The sequence below is a fragment of the Stenotrophomonas testudinis genome (assembly GCF_024499815.1).
GTDB lineage: Bacteria > Pseudomonadota > Gammaproteobacteria > Xanthomonadales > Xanthomonadaceae > Stenotrophomonas.
This window is the reverse complement of sequence record NZ_JAMOKY010000049.1, coordinates 1-22,755: the sequence shown is the minus strand read 5'-3', so window position 1 is coordinate 22,755 and position 22,755 is coordinate 1. Positions and strand designations below refer to the sequence as shown.

General features: G+C 67.7%; 19 protein-coding genes. 11 read left to right on the top strand and 8 right to left on the bottom strand.

Going from position 1 to position 22,755, the window contains the following annotated elements:
* Positions 1-220 precede the first annotated feature (220 nt).
* The 3 genes from NQ204_RS18095 to cysS are packed head-to-tail and all read right to left on the bottom strand — an operon-like array spanning position 221 to position 3,349.
* Positions 221-1,468, bottom strand: a complete 1,248-nt coding sequence (locus tag NQ204_RS18095) for an MFS transporter (protein ID WP_256644571.1) — start codon at positions 1,466-1,468, stop codon at positions 221-223.
* Positions 1,465-1,917, bottom strand: a complete 453-nt coding sequence (locus NQ204_RS18090) for a SufE family protein (protein ID WP_108769379.1) — start codon at positions 1,915-1,917, stop codon at positions 1,465-1,467. The genes NQ204_RS18095 and NQ204_RS18090 overlap by 4 nt, the downstream gene beginning before the upstream one ends.
* A 55-nt stretch (positions 1,918-1,972) precedes the next feature.
* Positions 1,973-3,349, bottom strand: a complete 1,377-nt coding sequence (gene cysS, locus NQ204_RS18085) for a cysteine--tRNA ligase (RefSeq protein WP_256644570.1) — start codon at positions 3,347-3,349, stop codon at positions 1,973-1,975.
* A 190-nt stretch (positions 3,350-3,539) separates the two neighbouring features.
* Here cysS and NQ204_RS18080 point away from each other — a divergent pair, with 190 nt between their 5' ends.
* From NQ204_RS18080 to NQ204_RS18030, 11 genes are all read left to right on the top strand, one after another.
* Positions 3,540-4,103, top strand: a complete 564-nt coding sequence (locus NQ204_RS18080; protein ID WP_116863863.1) for a glycine zipper 2TM domain-containing protein — start codon at positions 3,540-3,542, stop codon at positions 4,101-4,103.
* 353 nt (positions 4,104-4,456) lie between these two features.
* Entirely contained in the window at positions 4,457-5,467 is a 1,011-nt protein-coding gene (locus tag NQ204_RS18075; protein WP_116863862.1) for an N-acetylornithine carbamoyltransferase, read from the top strand.
* 64 nt (positions 5,468-5,531) lie between these two features.
* Positions 5,532-6,725: an argininosuccinate synthase gene (locus NQ204_RS18070; RefSeq protein ID WP_116863861.1), complete on the top strand. Its 1,194-nt coding sequence runs from the start codon at positions 5,532-5,534 to the stop codon at positions 6,723-6,725.
* A 132-nt stretch (positions 6,726-6,857) separates the two neighbouring features.
* On the top strand, positions 6,858-7,946 hold the full coding sequence (locus tag NQ204_RS18065) for an acetylornithine deacetylase (protein WP_116863860.1): 1,089 nt from the start codon (positions 6,858-6,860) through the stop codon (positions 7,944-7,946).
* Positions 7,947-7,970: 24 nt separating this feature from the next.
* The gene (locus NQ204_RS18060; RefSeq protein ID WP_256644569.1) at positions 7,971-9,299 is read left to right on the top strand and encodes an acetylglutamate kinase; all 1,329 of its coding nucleotides are present in this window, start codon (positions 7,971-7,973) and stop codon (positions 9,297-9,299) included.
* Positions 9,300-9,304: 5 nt separating this feature from the next.
* A complete protein-coding gene (locus tag NQ204_RS18055; RefSeq protein ID WP_256644568.1) occupies positions 9,305-9,907 on the top strand; it encodes a GNAT family N-acetyltransferase in 603 nt (200 codons plus the stop codon).
* Positions 9,904-10,857: an N-acetyl-gamma-glutamyl-phosphate reductase gene (gene argC, locus NQ204_RS18050; protein ID WP_256644567.1), complete on the top strand. Its 954-nt coding sequence runs from the start codon at positions 9,904-9,906 to the stop codon at positions 10,855-10,857. The genes NQ204_RS18055 and argC overlap by 4 nt, the downstream gene beginning before the upstream one ends.
* Positions 10,858-10,890: 33 nt before the next feature.
* A complete protein-coding gene (argH, locus tag NQ204_RS18045; protein WP_256644566.1) occupies positions 10,891-12,186 on the top strand; it encodes an argininosuccinate lyase in 1,296 nt (431 codons plus the stop codon).
* Positions 12,186-12,449, top strand: a complete 264-nt coding sequence (locus tag NQ204_RS18040; protein ID WP_256644565.1) for a YciI family protein — start codon at positions 12,186-12,188, stop codon at positions 12,447-12,449. Before argH ends, NQ204_RS18040 begins: the two co-directional genes overlap by 1 nt.
* A 10-nt stretch (positions 12,450-12,459) precedes the next feature.
* A complete protein-coding gene (proB, locus tag NQ204_RS18035) occupies positions 12,460-13,617 on the top strand; it encodes a glutamate 5-kinase (RefSeq protein ID WP_256644564.1) in 1,158 nt (385 codons plus the stop codon).
* Positions 13,614-14,882, top strand: a complete 1,269-nt coding sequence (locus NQ204_RS18030) for a glutamate-5-semialdehyde dehydrogenase (RefSeq protein WP_256644563.1) — start codon at positions 13,614-13,616, stop codon at positions 14,880-14,882. Before proB ends, NQ204_RS18030 begins: the two co-directional genes overlap by 4 nt.
* Before the next feature lie 283 nt (positions 14,883-15,165).
* Here the strand turns inward: NQ204_RS18030 and pgaD are convergent, their stop codons facing one another.
* The 5 genes from pgaD to NQ204_RS18005 all read right to left on the bottom strand — a co-directional run bounded on the left by pgaD (position 15,166) and on the right by NQ204_RS18005 (position 22,499).
* Entirely contained in the window at positions 15,166-15,657 is a 492-nt protein-coding gene (pgaD, locus tag NQ204_RS18025) for a poly-beta-1,6-N-acetyl-D-glucosamine biosynthesis protein PgaD (protein ID WP_116864923.1), read from the bottom strand.
* The gene (gene pgaC, locus NQ204_RS18020) at positions 15,654-16,907 is read right to left on the bottom strand and encodes a poly-beta-1,6-N-acetyl-D-glucosamine synthase (RefSeq protein ID WP_116864924.1); all 1,254 of its coding nucleotides are present in this window, start codon (positions 16,905-16,907) and stop codon (positions 15,654-15,656) included. The genes pgaD and pgaC overlap by 4 nt, the downstream gene beginning before the upstream one ends.
* Position 16,908: 1 nt before the next feature.
* Positions 16,909-18,795, bottom strand: a complete 1,887-nt coding sequence (pgaB, locus tag NQ204_RS18015) for a poly-beta-1,6-N-acetyl-D-glucosamine N-deacetylase PgaB (protein WP_488192377.1) — start codon at positions 18,793-18,795, stop codon at positions 16,909-16,911.
* Between the two features lie 10 nt (positions 18,796-18,805).
* The gene (gene pgaA, locus NQ204_RS18010) at positions 18,806-20,845 is read right to left on the bottom strand and encodes a poly-beta-1,6 N-acetyl-D-glucosamine export porin PgaA (protein WP_256644561.1); all 2,040 of its coding nucleotides are present in this window, start codon (positions 20,843-20,845) and stop codon (positions 18,806-18,808) included.
* Positions 20,846-21,293: 448 nt separating this feature from the next.
* The gene (locus NQ204_RS18005) at positions 21,294-22,499 is read right to left on the bottom strand and encodes a CynX/NimT family MFS transporter (RefSeq protein WP_256644560.1); all 1,206 of its coding nucleotides are present in this window, start codon (positions 22,497-22,499) and stop codon (positions 21,294-21,296) included.
* Between the last annotated feature and the right edge of the window lie 256 nt (positions 22,500-22,755).

Below are 22,755 nucleotides of genomic sequence, written 5' to 3'. Positions count from 1 at the left end.
CCCCCGGCCGCGGGGGGGGGGGGGCGCGCCCCCCCCCCCCCCCCCCCCCCCCCCCCCCCCCCCCCCGGCCCCACCCCCCCCCCCCCCCCCCCCCCCCCCCCCCCCCCCCCCCCCCCCCCCCCCCCCCCCCCCCCACTCTACAGAAAGCCAGGGCGCCGGCGTGATTGTCAGAAACCCGCGGCGCCGTCGCGATCATCAGAAAGCCACGGCGTCGCCCGAATCATTGCAGGTCGCGCAGGTTCAACTTCCGCAGCGTCGGGTTCTTCCATGCCGTGATCCCGGCCACGCTCAGCACCGCAAACCCGCCCAGCACCACCGCCGGCACCAGGCCCAGCAGTTTCGCCATCGTGCCCGCATAGAACGCGCCCAGCTCGTTGGACGAGCTGATGAAGATGCCATTGATGGACGACACCCGCCCGCGCATCTCCTCCGGCGTGGCCAGCTGCAGGATGGTTGAACGCACCACCACCGAGACGCCGTCGAAGGCACCGTAGAACAGCAGGATCAGCGCCGACAGCCAGAAGTGCTGGGACAGGCCGAAGCTGACCACGCACAGGCCGAAACCGGCCACGGCGAACAGCAGCACGCGGCCGGCGTTCTTCTGCAGCGGGTGGCGGGCCAGCCACAGGCCAACCGCGATCGAGCCCAGCGCCGGTGCTGCGCGCAGGATGCCCAGGCCCTCGGGGCCGTAGTGCAGGATCTCCTGCAGGAAGGCCGGCAGCATCGCCACCACGCCGCCCAGCAGTACCGAGAACATGTCCAGCGCCATCGCGCCGACCATGATGCGGTTGCCGACCACGAAGCGGGCGCCCTCGGCAATGCTCTTGAAGATCGGTGCGGCCGGGCCGTCGTGCACCGGTTCGCTCACCTTCAGCGTGGCCAGGCAGCCCATCGCGACCACGGCGAAGGCGGTGGCCACGCCATAGGACAGGCCCTTGCCGCCCCAGCCGACCAGAATGCCGCCCAGCGCCGGGCCGACCACCATGCCCGACTGGAACACCACGCTGCCGAGGCCGGCGCCGCGGGCGAACTGGTTGCGCTCCAGCACGCGGGCAAACAGCGCGTTGTAGATGGGCGACAGGAAGGCGCGGACCATGCCGGTCAGCGCGATGGCGGCATAGATCGGCCACACGCCCTGGAACGGCAGCCAGCCGGTAGCCACGCCGGTCAGCACCACCGCGGTGGCGACCAGGCCCGCGCAGGCGACCATGCCCAGCCGGCGACGCGGCAGGTGGTCGACCAGGTAGCCGGCAAACGGTGCCACGCAGAAGAACGGCAGCACCTCGGCCAGGCCGACCAGGCCCAGCGAGAACGGATTGCGGGTGACTTCGTAGATGTGCCAGCCGACGGTGACGGCCACTACCTGGTAGGACAGCATCGCAAAGATGCGGTAGGCCAGCAGCTTGGCAAAGCCCGGCCGGCCCAGCAGGGCCAGCGCGCCTTCGTCTCCGGTGGCGGCGGCGGTCACGGCTGTTCGCGCTGCAGCTGGGCCTGCGCGGTCTCGCGGATGAAGGCCAGCATCGCCGCCACGCCGTTGCTGCGGGTGGGCGACAGGTGGCGGGCCAGGCCGATGTCCTGGATGTAGCTCGGTTCGGTGTCCAGGATCTCCTGCGCCGAGCGCCCGGAATACACGCGCAGGGCCAGGAAGATCAGGCCGGAGACGATGGCCGAATCACTGATGGCGTGGAAGCGCAGCGACTGCGCGTTGCCCTCGGGCACGATCCAGACCATCGACTGGCAGCCGAGCAGGCGGTGTTCTTCGGTCTTCCATGCATCGGGGAAGGCCGGCAGCTTGCGGCCGAGGTCGATCAGGTACTGGTAGCGCTCGGACCAGTCGCCGAAGAAGGCGAATTCCTCGGCGATGGCGGCCTGGGCTTCGGCGGCGGTGGGTTCAAGCGGGAACGGGGAGTCGGTCACAACGGTCTCTACAGTGGGGGCGTGGCCGGACGCGGCGGCCACGGGGCAGGGCGGGTCAGGCGCGCTTGCGCACCCAGCGCACGCCCTGCGGAGTGTCTTCCAGCACGATGCCCTCGGCGGCCAGCTGGTCGCGGATGGCGTCGGAGCGGGCGAAATCACGGGCCTGCTTGGCGGCGGCACGCTCGTCGATCAGCGCCTGGATACGTGCATCGTCGTCGCCTTCGCTGGCCGCGGTGCCGAACCACTGCGCCGGGTCGGCCTGCAGCAGGCCCAGTGCCAGGCCGGCGCCGAGCAGTTCGCCCTTCAGGCGCGCGCGTTCGGCCGGGTCGGTGGCGCGGCGCGCCTCACCGGCGATGCGGGCCACTTCGGCCAGCGCCTGCGGGGTGTTCAGGTCGTCGTCCAGGGTCGCCTCGACGGCCGCCGGGATCGCCGCCGTGGCGGTGATGTCGGCCAGGTCGCGCAGGGTGCCGTACAGGCGGTCCAGGGTGCGCGCGGACTGTTCGATGAGCGCGTCGGACCAGTCCAGCGGCTGCCGGTAGTGGGCCGACAGCAGGGCCAGGCGCAGCGCCTCGGGCGGGTGCTGGCGCACCAGATCGTGCACGCGTTCGATGTTGCCCAGCGACTTGCTCATCTTGGCGCCGCCGAAGTTGAGCATGCCGTTGTGCATCCAGAAGCGGGCAAAGATCCTGCCGCCATGGGCGCATTCGCTCTGCGCGATCTCGTTCTCGTGGTGCGGGAACTGCAGGTCCACGCCACCGGCATGGATGTCGATGGTCTCGCCCAGGTGGGCGGCGGCCATCGCCGAGCACTCGATGTGCCAGCCCGGGCGGCCCCGGCCCCACGGCGATTCCCAGCCGGGCAGGTCGTCGCTGGACGGCTTCCACAGCACGAAATCGCCGGCATCGCGCTTGTACGGGGCCACCTCGACGCGGGCACCGGCCAGCATTTCCTCCGGATCACGGCGCGACAGCTTGCCGTAACCGTCGAAGCTGGCCACCGCGAACAGCACGTGGCCCTCGGCGGCGTAGGCATGCCCGTTGGCGATGAGCTGCTCGATCATGGTGATGATCTGCGGCATGTGCGCGGTCACCTCCGGCTCGATGTCCGGCGGCACCACGCCCAGCGCGGCCATGTCTTCACGATAGGCGGCGGCGAACTTGTCGGTGATGGTGCTGATCGGCACGCCCTGCTCACGCGCGGCGTTGTTGATCTTGTCATCCACGTCGGTGATGTTGCGCGCGTAGCGCAGGCCACCGAAGCGGCGCCGCAGCAGGTCGGCCAGCACCCCGAACACCACCGGGCCACGGGCGTTGCCGATGTGCACGTAGTTGTAGACCGTCGGGCCGCACACATACAGGGTCGGACAGGCCGGGTCGATCGGGGTGAACGGTTCGAGCTGGCGAGTCAGGTTGTTGTGCAGGCGCAGGGTCATGGGGCTGTGGCTGGGGGACAAGCCTGTGATTTTAGAACGTGTCGGGCCCCAATGGGGGGATGGCCGAGGGCGGCCGGGCGGGGCAGGGGGGGGGGCGCAGGGGTGGGCAGGAACTGCGCGGACGGGTAATGTTCAGCCCCTGCCGGTCGTCACTGCCTACACTATCGCCGTGCCCTTTCTTCCATCGCCAATGAAATCCACCGCGTTGCTGACCCTGGCCTGCCTGTCGGCGGCGCCGGTCGTGGTCCAGGCCCAGGAGGCCGAACCCCGCAACCGCGTGGTGATCGTGGAGAACGTGAAGTTCGACTACGCCCAGGTGCTGAACGTCGAGCCGGTGTTCCAGACCCTGCGCGCGACCCGGACCGAGGAGCACTGCGAGCCGATCTCGACCCGCACCCTGGCCCCGGTCAACGTGACCGGCGAGGAGCCGGTGGAAGACAAGGGCCGGATCGGCCGCTTCTGGGACTCGGTGCGCTCGATGTTCAAGCGCAGCGACGAGGAGGCCGCCCAGGAGGTGGCCGCCGAGAATCCGACCCCGGCGCCGGCCAACAACGGCCCCATGCTGACCCGCGACTGCAAGATCGTGCCGGTCGGTCGTGAGTTCCGCCGGCCCATCGCCTATGACGTGGACTACGTCTACAAGGGCACGAAGTACCGCTCGCGGCTGCCGGAAGACCCCGGCAACCGGCTGAAGGTCCGCGTCTCGATCACCCCCTGGGTGGGCCCCGAGCAGGCTGCGGCCAGCATCCCCTGACCTGCGCCGGGCCTGTTCAGCCGGCCGCGTGGGGTCTTGCGTCGACCCCGCCCCCATGCAAAGATAATCGACCATGAAGCTCACCGACTTCCAGCACGACAGCAGCGCCGCCCGCCAGGCCACTGGCATGACGTCGCGTGCCCGTCGACCGGAACCCCACATTCTCGCTGGGTAACCGGAGCTTTCTGCTGTTCGTCCGATGAAAACCCAGCCTCCCGGCTGGGTTTTTTCGTTTCCGCGCTTCAAAAATGCATGTTCCGAAAGCTTCATCTGAAACTTTTTCGCTCCACCCTGTTTCCCTGTTCTCCCTTCCACCGCGTCGAACCACCGGCGCCGCCACGCAAGGAAAGATGATGTCCCACAAGCACTTCCTGAACACCCAGGACTGGAGCCGCAGCGATCTTGACGCGCTGCTGACCCAGGCCGCGCTGTTCAAGCGCAACAAGCTCGGCGACCAGCTCAAGGGCAAGTCGATCGCGCTGGTGTTCTTCAACCCGTCCATGCGCACCCGCACCAGCTTCGAACTGGGCGCGTTCCAGCTCGGTGCCCACGCGGTGGTGCTGCAGCCGGGCAAGGATGCGTGGCCGATCGAGTTCAATCTCGGCACGGTGATGGACGGCGACACGGAAGAGCACATCGCGGAAGTGGCCAAGGTGCTGGGCCGTTACTGCGACATCATCGCCGTGCGTGCGTTCCCCAAGTTCCAGGACTGGGCGTACGATCGCCAGGACATCGTCCTCAACAGCTTCGCCAAGTACTCGCCGGTGCCGGTCATCAACATGGAGACCATCACCCACCCGTGCCAGGAACTGGCCCACGTGATGGCGCTGCAGGAACACTTCGGCACCCAGGACCTGCGCGGCAAGAAGTACGTGCTGACCTGGACCTACCATCCCAAGCCGCTGAACACCGCGGTGGCCAACTCGGCGCTGACCATCGCCACCCGCATGGGCATGGACGTGACCCTGCTGTGCCCGACCGCCGACTACATCCTGGATGAGCGCTACATGGGCTGGGCCGAGCAGAACGTAGCCGAGAGCGGTGGTTCGCTGAAGATCAGCCATGACATCGACAGCGCCTACGCCGGCGCCGACGTGGTCTACGCCAAGAGCTGGGGCGCGCTGCCCTTCTTCGGCAACTGGGAACCGGAAAAGCCGATCCGCGACCAGTACAAGCACTTCATCGTGGACGAACGCAAGATGGCGCTGACCAACAATGGTGTGTTCAGCCACTGCCTGCCGCTGCGCCGCAACGTCAAGGCCACCGACGGTGTGATGGATTCGCCGCAGTGCATCGCCATCAACGAAGCCGAGAACCGACTGCACGTGCAGAAGGCGATCATGGCGGCGGTTGCCGGGCGCTGATTTTTCCTTCGATTCAATGAAACCCCGCCGGACATGGCCCGGCGCTACCAGGACATCCCCCCCCATGAGCAACAAAGACGTCGTTCTCGCCTTCTCCGGCGGCCTGGATACCAGCTTCTGCGTGCCCTACCTGCAGGAGCGCGGCTACAACGTGCACACCGTGTTCGCCGATACCGGCGGCGTGGATGATGAAGAGCGCGATTTCATCGAGAAGCGCGCCGCCGAGCTTGGCGTGGCCAGCCACCAGACCGTCAACGGCGGCCCGGCCATCTGGGAAGGCTTCGTCAAGCCGTTCGTGTGGGCCGGCGAAGGCTACCAGGGCCAGTACCCGCTGCTGGTTTCCGACCGCTACCTGATCGTCGATGCTGCGCTGAAGCGTGCCGCCGAACTGGGCACCAACATCATCGCCCACGGCTGCACCGGCATGGGCAACGACCAGGTCCGCTTCGACCTGGCCGTGAAGGCCCTGGGTGACTACCAGATCATCGCGCCGATCCGCGAGATCCAGAAGGAACACACCCAGACCCGCGCCTACGAGCAGAAGTACCTGGAAGAGCGCGGCTTCGGCGTGCGCGCCAAGCAGCAGGCCTACACCATCAACGAGAACCTGCTGGGCCTGACCATGTCCGGCGGCGAGATCGACCGTTGGGAAGCGCCGGGTGAGGGTGCTCGTGGCTGGTGCGCCCCGCGCAGCGAATGGCCGGAACAGGCCCTGACCGTGACCCTGAAGTTCGTCGAAGGCGAAGCGGTCGAGCTGGACGGCAAGGCGCTGCCGGGTGAGCAGATCCTGGCCCAGCTCAACAAGCTGTTCGCCCCGTACGGCGTCGGCCGTGGCGTCTACACCGGTGACACCGTGATCGGCCTGAAGGGCCGCATCGTGTTCGAGGCCCCGGGCCTGGTCTCGCTGCTGGCCGCGCACCGCGCGCTGGAAGACGCCGTGCTGACCAAGCAGCAGAACCGCTTCAAGCCGGACGTGGCACGCAAGTGGGTGGAGCTGGTGTACGAAGGCTTCTACCACGACCCGCTGAAGACCGACATCGAGGCCTTCCTGAAGTCCTCACAGGCCAAGGTCAACGGTGAAGTGGTGCTGGAAACCCGTGGTGGCCGCGTCGACGCGGTGGCCGTGAAGTCGCCGCACCTGCTCAACACCAAGGGTGCCACCTACGCGCAGTCGGCCGACTGGGGCGTGGAAGAGGCCGAAGGCTTCATCAAGCTGTTCGGCATGAGCTCGACCGTCTACGCGCAGGTCAATCGCTGAGCGATTGACCACGCATTCCGCCTTAACCCTGCGCCGTGGGCGCGCCCCCTTCAACAAGAAGGGGGCTCTCCACCAGACGCATTACGGTAGCGCCGGGCCATGCCCGGCGGAATTCAACAGGATCTTTGATTCATGCTTGAACAGACGATCTCGCACCTGCAGGCCCTGGTGTCCTTCGACACCCGCAACCCGCCGCGTGCGATCACCACCGGTGGCATCTTCGATTACCTGCGCGCGAACCTGCCCGGCTTCAACGTCGAGGTGATCGACCACGGTGCCGGTGCGGTCAGCCTGTATGCCGTGCGCGGTACGCCGAAGTACCTGTTCAACGTGCATCTGGATACCGTGCCGGACTCGCCGCACTGGAGTGCCGACCCGCACGTGATGCGCCGCCTGGACGACCGCGTGGTCGGCCTCGGCGTGTGTGACATCAAGGGCGCGGCCGCTGCGCTGGTGGCCGCGGCCAATGCCAGCAATGGCGACGCCGCGTTCCTGTTCTCCAGCGACGAGGAAGCGAACGACCCGCGCTGCATCGCCGCGTTCCTGGCCCGTGGCCTGCCGTACGAAGCAGTGCTGGTGGCCGAGCCGACCATGAGCGAGGCCGTGCTGGCCCACCGTGGCATCAGCTCGGTGCTGATGCAGTTCGCCGGTCGTGCCGGCCATGCCTCGGGCAAGCAGGATGCGGCCGCCAGTGCATTGCACCAGGCCATGCGCTGGGGCAACCGCGCGCTGGACCATGTGGAATCGCTGGCCTCGGCGCGCTTCGGCGGCCTCACCGGCCTGCGCTTCAACATCGGTCGCGTCGAGGGGGGCATCAAGGCCAACATGATCGCCCCGGCCGCTGAAGTGCGTTTCGGCTTCCGCCCGCTGCCGTCGATGGACATTGATGCGCTGCTGACCACCTTCGCCGGTTTCGCCGAACCGGACGCTGCGCTGTTCACCGAAACCTTCCGCGGCCCCAGCCTCCCGGCCGGTGACATCGCCGAAGCGGAAAACCGCCGCCTGCTGGCGCGCGACGTGGCCGATGCGCTGGAGCTGCCGATCGGCAACGCGGTGGACTTCTGGACCGAAGCCTCGCTGTTCTCGGCCGGTGGCTACACCACGATGGTGTTCGGCCCGGGCGACATCGCCCAGGCGCACACCGCCGATGAGTTCGTGACGCTGGACCAGCTGCAGCGCTACACCGACGCCGTGCATCGCATCATCGCCGCCGGCGCCTGATACCTACCTTCTGACGAAACCGAAATGTCTCCTGCCCTCCAGCCCCACCGCCAGACCCGCCAGACCATCGTGCGCCTGCTTTCCAGCATGGCCAGTGCGAAGGAGATCAGCCAGTACCTCAAGCGTTTCTCGCAGCTGGACGCCAAGCGCTTCGCCGTGGTCAAGGTCGGCGGCGCGGTGCTGCGCGACGATCTCGAAGCACTGACCTCCTCGCTGTCGTTCCTGCAGGAAGTCGGCCTGACCCCGATCGTGCTGCACGGTGCCGGTCCGCAGCTGGATGCCGAACTGTCGGCCGCCGGCATCGAGAAGCAGACCGTCAACGGCCTGCGGGTGACCTCGCCGGAAGCGCTGGCGATCGTGCGCCGCGTGTTCCAGCAGTCCAACCTGCGCCTGGTCGAGGCCCTGCAGCAGAACGGTGCGCGCGCCACCTCCATCACCGGCGGCGTGTTCGAAGCCGAGTACCTGGACGTGGACACCTACGGTCTGGTCGGTGAAGTGAAGCGGGTCAACCTGGCCCCGATCGAGGCCAGCCTGCGCGCCGGGTCGATCCCGGTCATCACCAGCCTGGGCGAGACCGCCGGCGGCCAAATCCTCAACGTCAACGCCGATTTCGCCGCCAACGAGCTGGTGCAGGAACTGCAGCCGTACAAGATCATCTTCCTCACCGGCACCGGCGGCCTGCTGGACGAGTCGGGCAGCGTGATCGATTCGATCAACCTGTCCACCGAGTACGACCACCTGATCGCGCAGCCGTGGATCCACGGCGGCATGAAGGTGAAGATCGAGCAGATCAAGGATCTGCTGGACCGCCTGCCGCTGGAATCGTCGGTGTCGATCACCCGCCCGGCCGACCTGGCCAAGGAACTGTTCACCCACAAGGGCTCGGGCACGCTGGTGCGCAAGGGCGAGAAAGTGCTGCGCGCCACCGGCTGGGACGAACTGGACCTGCCGCGCCTGAAGAGCCTGATCGAATCCAGTTTCGGCCGCACCTTGGTGCCGGATTATTTCCAGAAGACCAAGCTGCTGCGCGCCTATGTCAGCGAGAACTACCGCACCGCGGTCATCCTCACCGACGAAGCCGAAGGCGTGTACCTGGACAAGTTCGCCGTGCTCGATGACGCGCAGGGCGAGGGCCTGGGTCGTGCGGTCTGGAACGTGATGCTGGAAGAAACCCCGCAGCTGTTCTGGCGCTCGCGCAACGGCAACCCGATCAACCACTTCTACTACGCCGAGTCTGATGGCTGCTACAAGCAGAACACCTGGAAGGTGTTCTGGTTCGGCGCCGATGGCATCGACCGCATCAAGACCTATGTCGACCATTGCGCCGCGCGCCCGCCGAGCCTGAAGGACTGAGTGCGATGTACCACGCCGATGCCTGGGCCACCGTACCCACCCTGCGCGGCCAGCACGTGATGCTGGAGCCGCTGCAGCGTGAACATGTGCCCGGCCTGGCCGCGGCGCTGGAAGGCAGCGGCCTGGACCAGCTCTGGTACACCCAGGTGCCGTCGCCGGAGCGGGCAGGGCATTACGTGCAGGCCGCGCTGGACGTGCAGGCCGAAGGCAAGGTGCTGCCGTTCGTGATCCGCGATGCGGCCGGCGTGATCGTCGGCAGCACGCGGTTCTATGCGTTGGAACCGGGCGTGCCGCGGCTCAGCCTCGGCTACACCTGGTACGCCCCGCGGGTGCAGCGCACCGGGGTCAACACCGAGGCCAAGCTGCTGTTGCTGCAGCACGCCTTCGAGACCCTGGGCTGCATCAGCGTGGTGCTGGAAACCAGCTGGTTCAACCACACCTCGCGCGCCGCCATCGCCCGCCTCGGCGCGAAGCAGGACGGCGTGCTGCGCAACTACACCCGGCATGCCGACGGCACGCCGCGCGACACCGTCATCTTTTCCATCATCGACGCGGAATGGCAGGGCGTGAAGCGCCACCTGCAGCACCGCCTGGACCATCACGCATGAACGATTCGACTTACACCCTGGGCATCGTCGGTGCCCGCGGCCACACCGGCGCCGAGCTGATCAAGCTGGTCGCCGCGCACCCGCGCCTGCAGCTGGCCTTTGTGTCCTCGCGCGAACTGGCTGGCAAGCCCCTTGCCGACCATCACCCCGAATACAAGGGTGAGCTGCACTACGAAAGCCTGGACGCCGATGCCGTGGCTGCCAAGGGCGTGGACGCAGTGATCCTGGCCCTGCCCAATGGCCTGGCAGCACCGTTCGTAGCCGCCATCCAGGCCGCCAAGCCGGAGACCGTGATCGTCGACCTTTCGGCTGATTACCGCTTCGACGGCCAGTGGTATTACGGCCTGCCGGAATTGACCCGTGGCCGTTACCAGGGCCAGAAGCACATCAGCAACCCGGGCTGCTACGCCACCGCGATGCAGCTGGCGATCCACCCGCTGCTGGATCTGCTGGCCGGTCCGCCGCAGTGCTTCGGTGTCTCCGGTTACTCCGGTGCCGGCACCTCGCCCTCGGACAAGAACAATCCCGAGCTGCTGGCCGACAACCTGATGCCGTATTCGCTGACCAACCACATGCACGAGCGCGAAGTGTCCGCGCAGCTCGGCGTGCCGGTTGAGTTCATGCCGCACGTAGCCCCGCATTTCCGTGGCATCACCCTCACCGCCAATCTGTGGCTGAACCGCGCGCAGACCCGCGAGCAGATCGTCGAGCGCTTCCAGCAGGCCTACGCCGCGGAAGCACTCGTGGAGATCGTGGACGAAGCGCCGTGGGTCAGTCACATCGCCGGCCGCCACGGCGCCCAGGTCGGCGGCTTCACCCTGGCCCCGGGCAACAAGCGGGTGGTGGTGGTGGCGACCCTGGACAACCTGCTCAAGGGCGCAGCCACCCAGGCCATGCAGAACCTCAACCTCGCGCTGGGCATCGACGAACTGACGTCGATCCCGCACTGACACCGCTTAGTTACCGCATTCCCGGAGCCCCCCATGGCAGACCTTCTTTGGCAGAAGCCCGGCGTCGCTGTCGACGCCCAGATCCAGACGTTCCTCGCCGGCGATGACGTGATCCTCGATCGCGAATTCTTCCTGCACGACATCGCCGCCAGCGCCGCGCACGCGCAGGGCCTGCAGCACATCGGCATCCTCAGCGCCGATGAGCTGGAAGGCCTGCTGCGCGAGCTGGAAGTGCTGGCGCAGGACTTCCGCGCAGGCCGTTTCGTGCTTGATACGCAGTACGAGGATGGCCACTCGGCCATCGAAGCGCGCCTGACCGAGCGCCTGGGCGATGCCGGCCGCAAGATCCACACCGGCCGCAGCCGCAACGACCAGATCCTGGTCGCCACCCGCCTGTGGCTGAAGGAAAAGCTGCAGCGCGTGGCCCAGCTCAGCACCGAAGTGGCCAAGGTCGCACTGGACCGCGCGCAGGCCGAGAAGGACCTGCCGCTTCCCGGCTATACCCACATCCAGCGCGCCGTGGTGTCCTCGGCGGGCATGTGGTGGGCCGGCTGGGCAGAGGCCTTCATCGACAACGCCGTGCGTGCGCGTGATACCCATGCGCTGGTCGACGCCAATCCGCTGGGCACCGCCGCAGGTTACGGCGTGAACCTGCCGCTGGACCGCGAACACACCACCGCTGCGCTGGGCTTTGCGCGCATGCAGATCTCGCCGATCTACGCGCAGCTGTCGCGCGGCAAGTTCGAGCTGGCCGCACTGGAAGCGCTGGGTGGCGCCACCCTCGACCTGCGCCGCATCGCCTGGGATCTTTCGTTGTTCACCAGCGCCGAGTTCGGTTTCGTCGCACTGCCGGCGCAGTACACCACCGGCAGTTCGATCATGCCGAACAAGCGCAACCCGGACGTCATCGAGCTGATGCGCGCCACCCATGCCAGCGTCGCCGCTGCGCGTACCGAGATCGAGCAGCTGCTGTCGCTGCCCTCGGGCTACCACCGCGACCTGCAGTCGTCCAAGGGCGCCATCTTCCACGGCTTCGGCCGCGGCCTGGCCGCGCTGGAGCTGCTGCCGGCGCTGCTGGCCAACCTGGAATGGCGCGACGACAAGCTGCGCGCGGCCATCGATTCGGGCATGTATGCCACCGACGTGGCGGTAGAGGCGGCCGTGGCCGGCGTGCCGTTCCGCGAGGCCTACAAGGCCGCGGCCGCCGGTGCCGACAGTGCAGGGCAGGGCCGCACGCCGGAAGGCAGCCTGGCCGCGCGCGTGTCGCCCGGTTCGGCCGCCGACCTGCGCCTGGATGAGCTGCGTACGCGCTGGCAGGCGCTGGCCTGATGGCGGGCACCGTCTACCTGGTGCTGGCCATGCGCCGGCCCGACTTCAACGCCGCCGCCGTGCAGCCGCACCTGGATTTCCTCGATGCGCTGCGCGAACGCGGGCAGCTGCAGATGACTGGTGGCTTCAGCGACGGCGCCGGCGGCGCCTACCTGCTGTGCAACGTGGGCAGCCTGGCCGAAGCGCAGGCCATCGTCGCCACCGATCCGCTGGTGACGATGCAGGCCTCGCACCTGACCGTGCACGAATGGAACACCCGCTGAGGCGCACCTGATGACCCTGCACGCCACCCACGTCGCCTCGCCGTTCCCCGAACAAGCGCTGCCGCCGTGGCGGCGTGCCGTGCTCAAGGTGGGCAGCAGCCTGCTCGCTGCCGATGGTGGCGGCCTGTCGCCGCGCCATGCGCTGGGCCTGGCCCAGTTCGTCTCGGCCAATGTGCTGGCCGGACGCGAGGTGGTCATCGTCTCGTCCGGCGCGGTCGCCGCCGGCCGCGCCATCCTGCCGCGTGCCGATGAGCCCGGTGCGGCGATGGCCGCGCGGCAGGCGCTGGCCGCGCTCGGCCAGGCACAGCTGATCGGCCTCTGGCAGCGTTTCTTCGAACGCCCGGTGGCCCAGGTACTGCTGACCCACGACGATCTGCGCAACCGCCGCCGCTACCTCAATGCGCGCGCCACGCTGACCGAGCTGCTGCGCCTGGGCGCGTTGCCGGTGGTCAACGAGAACGACACCGTGTCGGTGGACGAGCTCAAGCTTGGCGACAACGATAATCTCGCCGCCACCGTAGCCGCGTTGGTCGATGCCGATGCGCTGTTCATCGCCACCGACATCGACGGCCTGTACAGCGCCGACCCGCGCACCGTCGCCGACGCGCGGCCGCTGCACGACGTGCCGGAGCTGGATGACGCGGTGCTGGCGATGGCCGGCGGTGCCGGTTCACGCGCCGGGACCGGCGGCATGCGCACCAAGCTGGAAGCCGCGGCCAAGGCCGGCCGGCTCGGCATCGAAACCTATCTCTTCAACGGCCGCAGCGGCGACGTGGTGCGAGCGTTGGCGCAGGACCGCCTGTTCGGCACGCGCATCCACGCCGCGCGCAGCCGCGAGGCCGCACGCAAGCACTGGCTGCGTCACGCACCGCTGGCCGAGGGCGCGATCCTGGTCGATGCCGGTGCCGCGCAGGCGATGCGCGAAAAGGGCGCCTCGCTGCTGCCCGGCGGCATCATCGGTGCCGACGGCGATTTCCGCCGCGGCGACATGGTGCAGGTGTGCTGGCAGGCCCCGCAGGGTCGCCTCTGCGTCGCCCGCGGCGTCAGCCAGTACGCCGCCGATGACGTGCGCCGCATCGCCGGCCGCCATTCGCGCGACATCCAGGCCGTGCTCGGCTACAACTACGGCGGTACCGTCGTCCATCGCGACGATCTGGTGCTGCCATGACCGGACTGCAGGACACCCCCATGAGTGAGATCGAAGCGCAGGCACGTGCCTGCCGTGACGCGGCCCAGGTGGTCGCCGGCCTGGACAGCGCCGCACGCGGCAAGCTGCTGCAGGCCATGGCCCAGGCACTGGAAATGGACGCCGGGCTGATCCTGGCCGGCAATGCCCGTGACCTCGCCGCTGCACGCGAGAAGGGCTTCGGCAGTGCGATGCTCGACCGCCTGGCATTGGACCCCGCGCGCCTGTTCGCGATGGCTGAGGCCGTGCGCGACGTGGCCGCGCTGCCGGACCCGGTGGGGCTGGTGACCCGCGACGACGTGCGCCCCAACGGCATCCGCGTGCAGAAGGTGCGCGTGCCGCTGGGCGTGATCGCGATGATCTACGAAGCGCGCCCGAACGTGACCGCCGAAGCCGCCGCACTCTGCCTCAAGGCCGGCAACGGCGTGATCCTGCGCGGTGGCTCGGAGGCGATCCATTCCAACACCGCCATCGCGCGGGCACTGGCTGCGGCGATGCAGGCCAACGGCGTGCCGCCAGCGGCAGTGACCGTGCTGACCGACCTGCGTCGCGAGGCCATGCTGGAGCTGCTGCAGCTGCACGAACTGATCGACCTGGCCATACCGCGTGGTGGCGAAGGGCTGATCCGTTTCGTGGCCGAGCACGCGCGCGTGCCGGTCATCAAGCACTACAAGGGCGTCTGCCACCTGTTCGTGGATGCCAGCGCCGACCTGGACAAGGCCGTTGCCCTGCTGGTGGATGGCAAATGCAGCCGCCCGGCGGCCTGTAATTCGCTGGAAACGCTGCTGGTGCACCGTGACGTTGCCGAGGCGTTCCTGCCGCGTGCGGCACAGGCGCTGGGCGAACGAGGCGTGCAGCTGCGTGCCGATGAACGTGCGCAGCCGCTGCTGCCGGGCAGCACGGCCGCCACCGATGAGGATTACGCGGCCGAGTTCCTCGATCTGGTGCTGGCGGTGCGCGTGGTCGACGATCTCGACGCCGCCATCGCGCATATCCGCACCTACACCTCCGACCACACCGAAGTGATCGCTACCGAGGACACGGCCAATGCCGAGCGCTTTGTCAACGCACTGCGCTCGGCGGTGGTGATGGTCAATGCGTCCTCGCGTTTCTCCGATGGCGGCCAGCTGGGCCTCGGCAGCGAGATCGGCATTTCCACCACGCGGCTGCATGCGTATGGGCCGATGGGGCTGGAAGCGCTGACGGTCGAACGTTTCGTGGTGCGCGGCGAAGGCCAGACCCGGTAGTAGTTTGTCTTGCAGGGCTTGCAGCCCTGCACCTGCTGCAGGTCAACGTCAAAGGCTGGCTATCCGTGGGATGGCGGGAGCCGCCGGCCAACTGTCGAAGGCGGGGCACTGTGGGTTTGCGGGGCGTGAGCCGCATGGATGCGGCGACCAAGCCCCCATGGATGGGTTTACGGCGTCCCCGCAAACCCACAGTGCCCCGCCATCCCTCGCAATCCCGCTCTTGATCCTGCTTCGGCTTTGGCAGGTGCAGGGCTGAAAGCCCTGCCGAACAAACACCCACCCCTTACAGCAGCGGCTGCCGCGTCATCCCCACCGGCCGCGCGTTGTCGTCCATGTGCAACGTCACCGCCTTCGCATTCATCAGCTGCTCGGCCAGCGCATCTGTCGCACCCAGCGCATGCGCGATGTCCGCGCGGCTGGAATCCTCGCGCGGTGCGCGCCGTTCCTTGCCGCCGAACCGATAGCGGTTGTACTCCGCCCAGGCGATCAGCAGCAGCGAACAGCAGACCAGGATGACCGGCAGCGCGATCATCACGAACGGATCCACGTGCTGCTTGCGCTGGTACAGCTGCACATAGGCCAGGTGCCCGCCCAGCAGCCAGGAGACCAGGGTCACCAACGGTGCCCACAGATAGAAGTAGAAACCCCAGAACGCCAGGGTCACGAAGCCCCAGGCCGTGCGCTGCAGCCGCGGCTGCTGGCGCGACTTCTGGATCAACCGCGAATCAAAGCGGTTGGACGATTTCTTTTCGCTCGTGTCATGTACGGTGTTCATCGGATCCCCCGGTCAGGGCTGACCCAGGTGGCACGCTTGCCGCGGCGCTTGGACAGCGTCTTCGGCAGCGCCACCAGAGTGGTGAACAGGCTGATCAACCAGTACGCCATCGGGTACCAGATGACCCAGAAGTAGTTGCGTCCAATGTGGGTTTCGTAACGACGGTCGATGATCAGGCTGCTGGCGAACTGCAGCAGGCAGACCAGGGCCAGGATCACGCCGTGCCACTGCGGCAACAGCGTCTCGATATACAGCGGGGCCGGCAGCGGCATGAACTTGCCCAGCGCCCACAGCACCACGATCAGCAGCATGGTGTACGCCCAGAACACACTGAGGATGTACTCCAGCAGCACGCCCCACATGCGTCGCTTGCGCCAGCTGAACAACGACGAGCCGTGCCGCAGCAGCACTTCCACGCCGCCCTGCGCCCAGCGCAGGCGCTGCCGCCACAGTCCCTTCAGCGTCTCCGGCATCAGGATGAAGCACAGCGCGTTGGGTTCGTAGCGGATGTCCCAGTGGTCCAGCTGCAGGCGCCAGCTGATGTCGATGTCCTCGGTCACCATGTCGTCGGCCCAGTAGCCGATGCGGTGCAGGGCCGTGCGGCGGAACGCGGCGATCACCCCGGACACGGTGAAGATGCGCCCGTACACGCGCTGCGCGCGCTTGATCATGCCGATGATCGAGGAGAACTCGGCTACCTGCAGGCGGCCGAGCAGTGTGGAGCGGTTGCGGATGCGCGGGTTGCCGGTCACCGCGCCCACGCGCGGGCCGCTGGTCAGGTGCCAGACCATCCAGTGCATGGCGAACTCTTCCAGCATCGCGTCGCCGTCGATGCACACCAGGTACTCCGAGCGCGAGGCGAGGGCGCCCATGCGCAGCGCATTGGCCTTGCCCAGGTTGCGGTCCAGGTGCACCACGCGAAGGCGCGGGTGCAGGGCGGCCAGCGCGTCCAGGCGGGCACCGGTATCGTCGCTGCTGCCATCGTTGATGGCGATCACTTCGAAATCCGGATAGCGCTGCGCCAGTGCCGCGCCGATGGTGTCGTCCAGGTTGTCCGATTCGTTGTGGCAGGGAATCAGCAGCGTGGCGAACGGGTAGCTGTCCATCGGCGGCGGATCGTTGCGCGGTCGCGATTTGCGCTCGCGGCGGAAGAAGTAGTACAGGCCGCCTGACATCCAGAAGAACGCCATCACCATCGGGTAGAAGAAGGCGAACTGGAACAGGGCATACAGCCAGGGGCTCATGTCCATGTCACTTCTCCGGGTACGGGAAGTTGCGCGCGGACATCGCGGCGCGCGCGTCCGTGGTCGACGGCTTGTCGGCGATGAAATCGTCCGGGTACCACGCGAAATGGCGCACGCCCTGTGCCTGCAGACGGCGGACCTGCGCGCGCAGGCGCTGGCCGCTGATCGGCGTCTGCGTGCGCCAGTCCACGGTCTGCAGCTCGAACATCGTGTGCTTCAGGTCGGGATCGTGCGCGCGCACCGCCGTGACCAGCCGGTCCAGCCAGCGCTCGGGGTGCTTGCTGCCTTCCATCCACGGCATCGCCATCAGCGCGGTGCGGTCATAGGCCTGGTTGAACAGGTCCAGGCGCTGGGCGAACCAGCTGGCGCTCTGCGGCTCCAGTACCGGCTGCGCGTACAGGTTGCGCACGGTGCCCAGTTTCGGCCGCCAGCGCTGGGCGGTGTCGCGCAGCTCCAGGGTGAAGTCGATCAGCGCCTGGGTACGGCCGCCATCGGCGCCTTCCTGCGGCAGCTGGGCCAGTTCGGTGTCGCGCACATAGGCATCGTCATGGAACAGCAGGCCTTCGAAGTACGAATTGATCGCCAGGTCTTCGTAGATGTCCTTGATGATCTGCCGCGCCTGCGGCTTGGTGAAATCCAGCCGGTACATGCCGTCGTGCTCCGGGCTGGCGATGCCCAGCGCGGTACGCTGCGCCGCATCCGGCAGCTCATAGCCGAGCACCGGCAGCCAGGCGTAGACCTTTACCCCGGCACGGGTCTTCAGCTGCCAGGCCACGCGGTTGAACAGGTCCGCGCGCATCGGCATGTGGCGGTTGGGGAAGTACAGCGCGTCGGCCGTGTTGTTGCCATCGGGATCGGCGAAGGCCTGCAGGTAGACGTGGGTCGGGCCCACCTTCTTGACGCGGTCGATCAGCTTGTCGAGGTTGCGTGCCAGCTGTGCCGGGTCCGGGTCGTAGACCGCATCCAGGTCGATCTGCAGCGCACGCGTGCCATCCAGGCTGACATTGCGACGCAGTTCGAATGCCAGCGAACTGACGTTCGGATTGTTGGTCACCAGCAGGCGGGCCAGGCCGTGCAGGTCGGACGTGACCGGCGTGCTGCGGCCTTCCAGGTCGAACGACACCGGCATGCCCAGTTGTTCGGCGATGTCGTTGCTCAGCTTGTTGTAGGCCGCATACGGCCACACAATCGCCTTCGGGGTGACGCCGAGTTCCTTCTGGATGCGCTTGACGCTCAGCGCGAGATCGTCGCGCAGGCGCTTTTCGTATTGCTGCGCGGTCTCATAGTGCTGGGTCTGCGGATCGTAGGTGCGGGTGATCACCGCCGGGGTCTGGTTGCCCTGCGGGTTGGACTGAACGCCGTGGTGCTGGTTGTCGGTATGGCTGGCCAGTTCGATCAGGCCGCTGGACTGCATCTCGCGCAGCTGGTCCCAGGTCAGGAAATCATCGTGGCCGAACGGGCGGTAGCCGTAGTCGATGGTGCGGCCCGGGGCCATGTCGACGTAGTCGGTGATCACCGCCACCAGCGCCGGGTAGTTGTAGGCACGCAGCAGCGGATAGACGCGGCTGTAGACGCTGCGCAGGCCATCGTCGAAGGTCAGCAGCACCGGCCGCGGCGGCAGCTGGGCTTCGCCGCGCGAGGCCTTGATCAACTGCGACAGCGAGATCGGGTGATAGCCGTGCGCGCTGATCCAGTCCAGGTGCGCAGCAAAGTTCTGCGTGCTGACCGCGTAGGCATCGGCATCGCCCTTCTCACGCACATCGTCGCGGATGTCGTGGTAGCTCAGCACCAGCAGGCCGTTGTCGGCCGAATCCAGGTCGCGCTCCTGGGCAGCGGCCGGCAGGGCCAGCAGCACCAGCCCCAGCAGCAGCACGGTCATCAGGTTTCGAAGCATCCGTTCCATCTCACTCTCCCCAGCGCAGCGCGGCATCGAAGCCGATGTGACGTTCACGTTGGCCGTCGTAGACCGGCCGCGACCAGCTCACGCCGTACTCGAAGATCCTGCCCTGGCCGAACTGCCACTCATGGCGGTACGCCACCGTGGGAATGAGCGAACTGCCGAAGCCTTCCTGCCAGTAATCACCCAGCGACACCGTCAGGCGGTGGCGGAAGTGGCGTTCGTAGTGGCGCCACAGCTGCTGGTCGATGCGCAGGCCGATCTCCACCGAGCGGTCGCGCGAAGGATTGAAGTAGGGCACGTCGTCGCGCGAGCCGCGGCTGGTGTAGAGGCTGCCGAGGCCATCGATGACCACGCGCGGGCGGGTCAGCAGGCGCTGCTCGATCGCGGTGTTGAGGGTGTCGCGGCGGTTGCCGTCGTCGTAGCGGAACTGGCTGCCGCCCAGGCTCCAGTGAGTGAGCTCGTTGCGGGTGTAGTCGACGGCCACCGCCATGCTGTCGGCAGTGATGCCCGACACGCGCGCCTGCATCGAAGCTTCCGGGTCGTTGCGCGCGGCGGTCACGCCGGCGTGCCACTGGTCGTTGAACTGCCAGCCGAAGCCGCCGCGAAGGCCGGTGTCGCCGATGCTGTCATTGGGCCGCACCACCGCGGCCTCGGCATCGGCGCGGCCGAAGCGGTAGCGCGCACCGGCGCCGATCCACAGCGGATTGATCTTCTGGTCCTGGAAAGTCACCGAGCGCCGGTCGGCGAAGGCGAACAGGCGCCAGCGGTCATCGAGGATGGGCGAGGCCACTTCGGTGCGGTAATGCAGGTCGTCGTTGCCCAGCGGCGAGCTGCCGCCGCCGCCGGAACTGCGGCCACCTTCCACCGTGGCCTGCAGCTGCCAGCCGCGGTGCGCACGCCAGTCACGGTCCATGCGCTGGACCGAGGGCTGTCTGGGGTAACGCTCGAGCAGGTCGTCATGCAGCGGCCGCGCGAGGTCGTCGCGCTGCAGCTGCACGTAGGATTCGTACATGCCGATCCGCGGTGAGACATCGCGCGGGTCGAGGGTGTAGGCCATCTGGTGGCGTTCCAGCGCCCGCCGCGGCCAGCCGCGCATCTGGTAGACACTGCCCAGCGCGGTCTGCAGCCCGCCATTGCCGGGTCCGACGTCGACCATGGCTTCCAGCTCGCGCTGCGCGGTGGACAGGTCGCCGCTGTAGGCGCGGATCATCGACAGGTTGAGGTCGGCCTCATAGCGCGCCCAGTTGGCGTACGGGCTCTTGCCGCCGCCCCAGCGCCATGCCGGCTCGTCCTTCTGCCACGTCTGCAGGTAGCCGATGGCCTTCTCGGCCTGCTCGGTCTCGAGGTAGGCGTAGGCCAGTTCGGAACGCGACTGGAAGCGCGATGGATCGTTCTTCACTGCCGCTTCCAGCAGCGGAATGGCCTCGTCCGGGTGCTGGGTCGCCATCATCGAATCGCCGACCGCAGGCAGCACGTAGTCGGGCAGGGCATGGCCCTCCTGCTGCAGGGCGCGCGCTTCATCGCGCACCTGGGCATGGCGGGACAGGCGGTTGAGCAGGATCAGGCGGTCCATGCGGATGCGCAGCGGCGCCTGCGCCAGCGGCGTGCCGTCGCGCTGCACGTACTGCTCCATTTCCGCCAGGGATGCTTCGGCTTCGTCCAGGCGGCTGTCTTCGCTCTGGCCATAAGCCAGGCTCCAGTTCACCCGCTTGGCGATGTAGTTCGCCTCCAGGCGCGCCTTCTGGTCGGCATCGAACAGCTCGGGCCGCGCCTGGTAGAGGCGCCAGGCGCGGTCGGCATTGCCGATGTCGCCCAGGGTCAGGACCTGCAGCTTGTACAGCAGCGGGTCGTTGGGCTCCTGCAGCTGCGAGCGCTCGATCGCGGCCAGCGCATCGACCCAGCGGGCCTGGTCACGGTAGTGGCCGATCTCGGCCATCCGATCAGCGCGGCTGGTGCTGGCCGGCGGCGAAGCAGCATGGGCCCCGAACGCCAAGGCGGCGCAGGCCAGGCCGACGCAGAGCGCCAGCGGACGATGGACAATCATGAAACCCCCTTAGCATCCCTACTTCAACGAAGTGCTGAAAGTGTGACGCACATCACATGCCAACTGTATCCGACCCCATCCCCAGGCGGCCAGCACCTGCCTTACAGCTAAGACGCAATAGTCCCGCCAGACCGGTCAAGCGCATAGCAACTCGCTGACAATCAAGCATTTTTCAGGTCTTTCAGCGAGCCATGAAGCAACCGCCGGACGCCGCCGCGCCCTGACCCGGGGTGGAGAGCTGCCCAGAAGGCCGGCCCCTCCGCGTCATGATTGGACACCCTACGTCAGCAGATGCCGAAGCGATGTGTAGAAGCCTCGTGACAGAGACGTGCGCACCCCATCAGATCCGTGTTCCGACAGATCTCATCCACGCATGGCGTGGATCTACCTGCCGTTACACGGAAATTGTCGGGGGCGGGGCGCAGCCCTGCCGCAGCACCCCAACTCCTTACCAGAGGTCTTCCAGCTTCCGCGGCTTGCACGCCACCCACGACGCAACCAGCATCAGCGCCGCGCAGCCAAACAGGAACCCGAACGGCAGCGTCCAGCCCTCGCTCACCGTATGCAGCCAGCCCACCAGGAACGGCCCCAGGCAGCTGAAGCTGTAGCCCACGCCCTGCATGAAGCCGGACAACGCCGCCGACCCGGTCGGGGTGCGCGTGCGCAGGTTGATCAGCGTCAGTGCCAGCGGGAACGTGGACGGGCCCACGCCCAGCAGCGCCGCCCACAGCAGCGGCGCCTTCAGCGGTGCCAGCAGCAGGCCGGTGAAGGCGATGACGAAGGCGAGGAAACCGATCAGCACCAGCGGGAACGGATTCGGCAGGCGCACCGCCAGCGAGGGAATGACCAGCGACGGCAGCAGGCCCAGTGCCGAGAACACCGCCACCATCACCCCGCCGAACGCCGGCGTGGCACCGGCCTCGACCACGATGCGCGGCAGCCAGGTGAACATCGAATAGGTCATCAGCGAGGTCATGCCGAACATCAGCGTCATGCTCCAGCCCAGCGACGTGCGCCAGACCCTGCCGTGCGGCTGCGCAGTGGGATCGCTGCCGTCCTGCACCGGCTTTGGCGCGCGGCGGGCCAGCATCAGCCAGGGCAGGGCGGCGGCCAGGGACAGCAGCGCCCACATGCCCAGCGACACGCGCCAGCCCGCGGCGTTGGCCACCGGCACCGCCAGCAGCGCCGGGGTCATCGTGCCCAGCTGCAGTACGCTGATGTACAGCGTGCTCATCGTGCCGACCTTGTTGGCGAAGTAGCGCTTCACCAGCGGCGGCACCACCACGTTGCCGATGCCCATGCCGGCCAGCGCGATCACCGAGCCCAGCAGCAGGGTGCCGACGTTGCCGGCGCTGGAGCGCAGCAGCAGGCCGGCCATGGCCAGGGTCATCGCCAGCAGCGTGGTGCGCTCCAGGCCCAGGCGCCGGGCCACGGCCGGGGTCGCCACGCCGAACAGCGCGAACGAGGCGGTGGGCAGCATGCCGAGCACGCCGGTCATGGTCGTGCCGAAGCCGAACTGCTGGCCGAGCACGTCCAGCAGCGGAGTGATGGAGGTGACCGCGGTACGCAGGTTGACCGCCGCCAGCAGGATGGCAGCGAACGCCAGCAGGCGGCCGTGCAGCAGCGAGGGTGAGGGCGAAGTCGGGGACGTCATGCGGCGGGTCCTTGCAGGTGGCGCACGCGGCGTCTTGGGCGTGCAGCGCCGGCACCGGGCCAGGCCGGTGCAGGGGTGGGGGAAAGGGTGCCCATTGTACGGGGCGGGGCCGGGCGGGATGCCGCCAGGCGACAGGCACAAAAAAACCCGGAGGACTGTCGTCTTCCAGGCTTCTTGGTGACCACCGAAGTGGTCGGGGAGACAGGATTCGAACCTGCGACCTCTACGTCCCGAACGTAGCGCTCTACCAGACTGA